Annotated in this window: 4 protein-coding genes and 1 pseudogene; 1 reads left to right on the top strand and 4 read right to left on the bottom strand. The window is 60.0% G+C overall.

The annotated features are described in order from the left end of the window. Positions 1 to 385 precede the first annotated feature (385 nt). The 3 genes from ASU23_RS35290 to ASU23_RS06925 all read right to left on the bottom strand — a co-directional run bounded on the left by ASU23_RS35290 (position 386) and on the right by ASU23_RS06925 (position 3,905). Positions 386 to 748 (bottom strand): helix-turn-helix domain-containing protein, encoded by a 363-nt coding sequence (locus tag ASU23_RS35290; RefSeq protein WP_350491748.1) that lies wholly within the window; start codon positions 746 to 748, stop codon positions 386 to 388. Positions 749 to 1,187: 439 nt separating this feature from the next. Next, positions 1,188 to 2,351 (bottom strand): iron-containing alcohol dehydrogenase, encoded by a 1,164-nt coding sequence (locus tag ASU23_RS06930; RefSeq protein WP_058037607.1) that lies wholly within the window; start codon positions 2,349 to 2,351, stop codon positions 1,188 to 1,190. 63 nt (positions 2,352 to 2,414) lie between these two features. Next, a complete protein-coding gene (locus ASU23_RS06925) occupies positions 2,415 to 3,905 on the bottom strand; it encodes a CoA-acylating methylmalonate-semialdehyde dehydrogenase (RefSeq protein ID WP_058037606.1) in 1,491 nt (496 codons plus the stop codon). Between the two features lie 114 nt (positions 3,906 to 4,019). Between ASU23_RS06925 and ASU23_RS06920 the strand changes: the two genes are divergently transcribed. Beyond that, complete coding sequence (locus ASU23_RS06920) at positions 4,020 to 4,913, top strand: LysR family transcriptional regulator (RefSeq protein ID WP_058037608.1); 894 nt, start codon at positions 4,020 to 4,022, stop codon at positions 4,911 to 4,913. 138 nt (positions 4,914 to 5,051) lie between these two features. On the opposite strand, the pseudogene ASU23_RS34760 reads toward ASU23_RS06920, so the two are convergent. Further along, a pseudogene (locus tag ASU23_RS34760) lies at positions 5,052 to 5,245 on the bottom strand (lipase); the annotation flags it as partial. Positions 5,246 to 5,395 lie beyond the last annotated feature (150 nt).

Raw genomic sequence — 5,395 nt, 5'->3', positions numbered from 1 at the left:
GTCACAGGGTTGGTCCTTCTTGGTCGAGAACGGCTATTTCGCAATTCCCATTCTCGCGCCGAGGACCAGCCCGTCTACTTCAGTCCCGCGTCAGCAACGTCCGTACCCGCAACAACTAGTGTCCTGCGCCTGAAATTTGTTCAACATATTTTGCGAGCGAAGTGAGGATTTCCACTGCGCGCGGAGAACGAACGGCTTCGCGCTGAGGTCGCGTACTGGGAAAAATTGCGGGCCTTGAGGTTGCAGGAACGACGCTGAAAGTTCGAGCTGTCGATGATTTCAAGGCGCACAACCCGCTACCCCTCTTGCTTCAGATCGCGCACCTCCCCAGATCGACGTTCTACGACCACCGGCACCGGCTCAGTCGCGGAAATACCCACCTATGTCACAGCACTCGAGAAGGACGTGCGGGAATGAATCGCCGCCTGGAACGAGAATCCGAAACCCTTTGCCTGGACCAAAACCGCAGATCTCGCGCTCGCTTTTCGTCAGGGGAATCCCCGCGATCGGTTGGAGGCCTGCCGCGCCTCTTCGGGCGTAACCCGTCCTCACCGTCGCGTCGGTAGATGACAGTCCAGTTCGCTACCGTTGTGGGCGAGGGTAAGTCGTACTCTTCGGCCAGAACCCTTCCGGACTCTCCGTTGACGTGGCGACGCACGATCTCGAGTTTGGTCTCGAAGTCGTACTGTCTTCGGTCTCTCGTCACCAGCGCACCTGCTCCCCGTAGTTGCCATCGTTGATACAACATTTGGACAGGGTTCTGGGCGAGGTCAAGCGAAATGGCCACGGACTTGGCCGTGTAGCCCTGCTCGAACAGTTCGAGCGCCGACACGGCGTCGGTGTGGCTTAACGTGCTTTTCGAGTACATCTGACTACTCCCTGAAGAAGGATACCTAAATTCGGTGTCCAACTTTCGGGGTCCAGTCCACCACTGCGCCAATACTTCCCACCCTGCACCGACCTGGCAGCGCATAGCGTCAACAAACTGGCGTCTACCCGCAGGGTACACGACTCGGCGTTGGTTCCGTCGATGGGATCGATCGGCGATTGCAATGGCAATGGCAATGCCGTCATCGAATCTTTCTGGGGCAGAATACAAACGAGATATTGAATCGAAAGAGATGGAAGACGAGGTTCGAACTGGCCAACGCCATGGTCGAGTACCTCGACCCCACGGACGGAAGTGGTCAGGATCGATAGACTTTCCGGTACAGTTCGGCGATTTCCTGTGCGCTGGGCACCACCGGGTTGTTCGACGGAGAACCCGACGCCAAGGCCTGTTCCGCCATCAGTGGAATGAGCTCCTCCCAGCGGGACTCGTCGATGCCGAATGTGCGCGGACTGGGTACCTCTACGTCGACGCACAAAGCATCGATGAAGTCGACCAGCTTGTGCGAGGCCGCCTCGTCTGAATCGCCGCGATCGGCCGCGCCCAGCTGCCTGGCGCAATCGGCGTATCGATCACGCGCCCCGGGTATGGAGAACGCGGTGATCGCCGGAAGTAGCATTGCATTGGAAAGTCCATGCGCCACATGGAAATGTGCGCCGATCGGACGACTCATCCCGTGTACCAGGCACACGCTCGCATTGGAGAATGCCATACCCGCCTGAGTGGAAGCATGCATCATCTGTTCACGTGCTTCTCGATCTGAGCCGTCACGGTACGCGCGCAAGAGGTACGCCCCGATTGTCTTCATCGCAGACAGCGCGAGCCCGTCCGAGATGGGGTTTGCCTTCTTACTGACGTAGGCCTCGATCGCGTGTGTGAGTGCGTCGACACCTGTGTCGGCCGTCAGTCTCGGCGGCATCGACATCGTGAGGTCGGAATCGACGATCGAGGCGATCGGAAGAAAAGAAAGCCCAGGGCATAGCATCTTCTCGTCGGTGGCAACATCCGTGATGATCGTGAATTGTGTTGCTTCCGAGCCACTTCCTGCCGTCGTCGGGATGGCGATGATCGGAAGCGCCGGCCCCGCGTACACCCGAGGGGCTTTGAAATCGCGCATGACGCCGCCCTGCTTGAACAAGACGGCAAGTGCTTTTGCCGTGTCCATCGGGCTGCCGCCGCCGAAGCCGATGATCGAGTCGGCATCGTGGGCGGTCAGAGCGTCGAGACCAGCCTGTAGAGAATCGGTAGTGGGGTCGGGAACCGTCTCGGAGAAGAGTGCGGCCTTCTTTCCTGCTGCTGCAACGATCTTCAGCAATCGATCGGCAGAACCATTGCTGACCATGAACGCGTCGGTGACAAGAAGCGGACGCTCGATGTTCAGATCCGTCAGCACTTCGCCGAGACTCTCGACGGACCCAGGACCAAGTTTCAAGAACCGGGGAAATGAAATGTTGGCAACCATGCCGATCCCTTCGAATGTTGTGAATGTATTTCCCGGCCCGTCGTATTCGGACGGGACAAGAACTCAGTTGTTTTCGGGGAAGCCGAGGTTGATGCCGCCGTGGCTGGGATCGAGCCAGCGGGTAGTGACGACCTTCCCACGGGTGAAGAAGTGGACTCCTTCGGTACCGTGAGCGTGCGTGTCGCCGAACAGGCTGTTCTTCCAACCGCCAAAGCTGTAGTAGGCCATGGGGACGGGAATGGGGACGTTGATCCCGACCATGCCGACCTCGATCTCGTTCTGGAAGCGACGTGCTGCGCCACCGTCATTGGTGAAGATCGCGGTGCCATTCCCGAATGCACTCGAATTCACCAGGTCGAGTGCTTCGTCGTAGGAGTTCACTCGCACGACCGAGAGCACAGGGCCGAAGATTTCGTCTGTGTAGATGCTCATGTCGGTGGTGACGTGGTCGATCAGGGTCGGGCCGAGCCAGAATCCGCCCTCACCACCGTTCGCCTGCACGTGCCTGCCATCGACGACGAGCGTCGCGCCGGCCGCCTCACCGGCGTCGACGTAGGAGGCGACCTTGTCGCGGTGGGCCTTGGTCACCAGAGGACCCATGTCTGAGTTCTTCGTGCCGTCACCGGTTTTCAGGGTGCGGGTTCGCTCGGCAATCTTGCCAACGAGTTCATCGGCGATGTCGCCGACGGCGACCAGTGCCGAGATCGCCATGCAGCGCTCGCCGGCCGAGCCGAATCCGGCGTTGACCATTGCGTCGGCGGCCAGATCGAGGTCTGCGTCAGGCAAGACGATCGCGTGGTTCTTCGCTCCTCCGAGAGCCTGAACGCGCTTTCCGTGGCTGGTGCCGGTGCTGTACACGTACTGGGCGATGGGGGTTGAACCGACAAACGAAACGGCCTTGATCGCAGGGTTGGTCAGAAGTTCGTCGACAGCTGTCTTGTCGCCTTGCAGGACGTTGAACACGCCCGCTGGAAGTCCTGCCTCGGCCCAGAGCGCCGCGATCCACAGCGAAGCAGATGGAACTTTTTCGGACGGCTTGAGTACTACCGTGTTTCCGGTGGCGATCGCGATGGGGAAGAACCACATCGGGACCATCGCGGGGAAATTGAACGGCGAGATTATCGCGACCGGGCCGAGCGGTTGACGGATCGAGGTGACGTCGACGTTCGTCGAGGCATTCTCGGTCATACCGCCCTTGAGCAGGTGCGCGATGCCACAAGCGAATTCGACGACCTCCTGGCCTCTTGACACCTCGCCGAGTGCGTCGGAGAGGACTTTGCCGTGCTCGGTGGTGATTATCTCTGCGAGTTCATGCTTGCGGTCATTGAGCAGTTCGCGGAACGCGAAGAGGATTGCGGTGCGCTTGGCGAGCGAACTGTCGCGCCAATCGGGAAACGCAGCAGCAGCTGCGTCGATAACGGCGCGTGCGTCTTGCACGCTGGCGAACGCGACACTGCCAGTGACGGCGCCGGTCGCAGGGTTCGTGACCGGAGCGGAGTTTCCGCTCGAACCGGGTGCGATCTTGTTGTCGATCCAATGTGCGATGACAGTCATGACTATTCACTCCTGAGGCTGGGGTTGATTCGAGTCTGTGCCGCAGAATTGCCGTCGTCAACAAGTAAGATCGCAGTACTCAATGCAAAATTGCAGCCAAGAACGGGAATGGCGATGTTCACTTCTGACAACCTGCGCTTTCTGCTGGAACTGTCACGCACGGGGCGTATTTCGGATACGTCGAAGCGGCTGGGGGTCGATCAGACCACTGTCTCCAGGAGAATCTCTAGGCTTGAAAAAGACATGGGAGCAAGGCTTTTCGATCGCGGCGTCTCGGGCTGGCAGCTGACCGAGGCGGGCAGGCGATTGGTTCCCTACGCGGAGAGTATCGAGTCGACGCTACTTTCTGCGCTCGGTGAGACGACCGCCTCGGCGTCGCCGAGCCTCAACGGGACGGTCCGGATTCTGACCCCAGACGGCTTCGGTGCCTTCGTATTGGTTCCGGGCTTGCGCTCTGTCCGTGCCCGGCACCCGGATTTGTACACCGAAGTGCTGACTTCGACCACCCACGATGTGTTGACCGGGCGTGACTTCGACGTCGCCGTCACATTGGAGCGTCCCTCTCCCCGATCTGTCGTCGTCAGCAAACTTGCGGACTACAACTTGCGGCTTTACGCCTCGCGTCGGTATCTGGAGACGCACGAGTCGATCTCGTCGGTGGACGACCTACGTCATCACACGCTCGTCTGGTATGTGGACGCGTTCTTGGATGTCGAACCTCTGCGTATCCTCGACCGGATACTGCCCACCGGGCGAGCGCAGATCCAGACCAACAACATCGCTGGTCACTACGAGGCGGTCAGGCACGGTGTGGGAATCGCGCCCTTGCCGACGTACATCGGCGCGACCGACGATGACCTCGTGCCGGTGCTGCGTGACGAGTTCGTAATTCGGAGGTCGTATTGGCTCGTTGTCCCGCGCGAGCTGATCAGATTGGCCCGCGTGCGGGCGATAACCGATGCCTTGCATGAGATTGTCGACAGGAACCCCGACCTCCGTGCGCGGTGATGTGCGTGCTCCCTGTGCTCGCCCGGCTTCAGTCCTTGTGGACTGAAGCCGGGCGACTTGACTTTCCGGACCTATCAGGTCGCGCCAGAAGGCTGAAGATACTGTCTGGAACGTGGGGACACCGAGTTCTTGGACAGCCTGAGATCGGCCAGGTGCTCCCACCGTAGTGAGAGCGACGGTGCGACCGCACGAGCGGCACGGAACGGACCATGTCGATCACGCTGTGTGCCTGCGACGGTCCGTCCAGGTATGGTGCATTCCTGTTGTGCTGAGCAGGCGTAGTCCGTCGCGACAATCGAGTAGCCCTGTGAGAGCCAGTTCATGACGTAGGGCCGGCCGGCGATTCCGGTCCACCTTGGGTTCTAGCTGTATGAGGAACGGACGTTAGTTACGCGGTGCCGGCGGTAAGCGGCGGGCGGTCGTCCTCCGCGTGTTGAATGCGGTCGATGATAATTGTAGTGAACGTTCCAGATTTCCACGGC

The organism is Rhodococcus sp. KB6 (genome assembly GCF_001445685.1).
Taxonomy (GTDB): Bacteria; Actinomycetota; Actinomycetes; order Mycobacteriales; family Mycobacteriaceae; genus Rhodococcus_F; species Rhodococcus_F qingshengii.
This window is presented reverse-complemented; position numbering and strand designations above follow the sequence as displayed.

Coding starts and splice junctions, on each gene's coding strand:
- ASU23_RS35290 (WP_350491748.1), bottom strand. CDS start 748: ATGTTGTATCAACGATGGCAACTACGGGGAGCAGGTGCGCTGGTGACG.
- ASU23_RS06930 (WP_058037607.1), bottom strand. CDS start 2,351: ATGGTTGCCAACATTTCATTTCCCCGGTTCTTGAAACTTGGTCCTGGG.
- ASU23_RS06925 (WP_058037606.1), bottom strand. CDS start 3,905: ATGACTGTCATCGCACATTGGATCGACAACAAGATCGCACCCGGTTCG.
- ASU23_RS06920 (WP_058037608.1), top strand. CDS start 4,020: ATGTTCACTTCTGACAACCTGCGCTTTCTGCTGGAACTGTCACGCACG.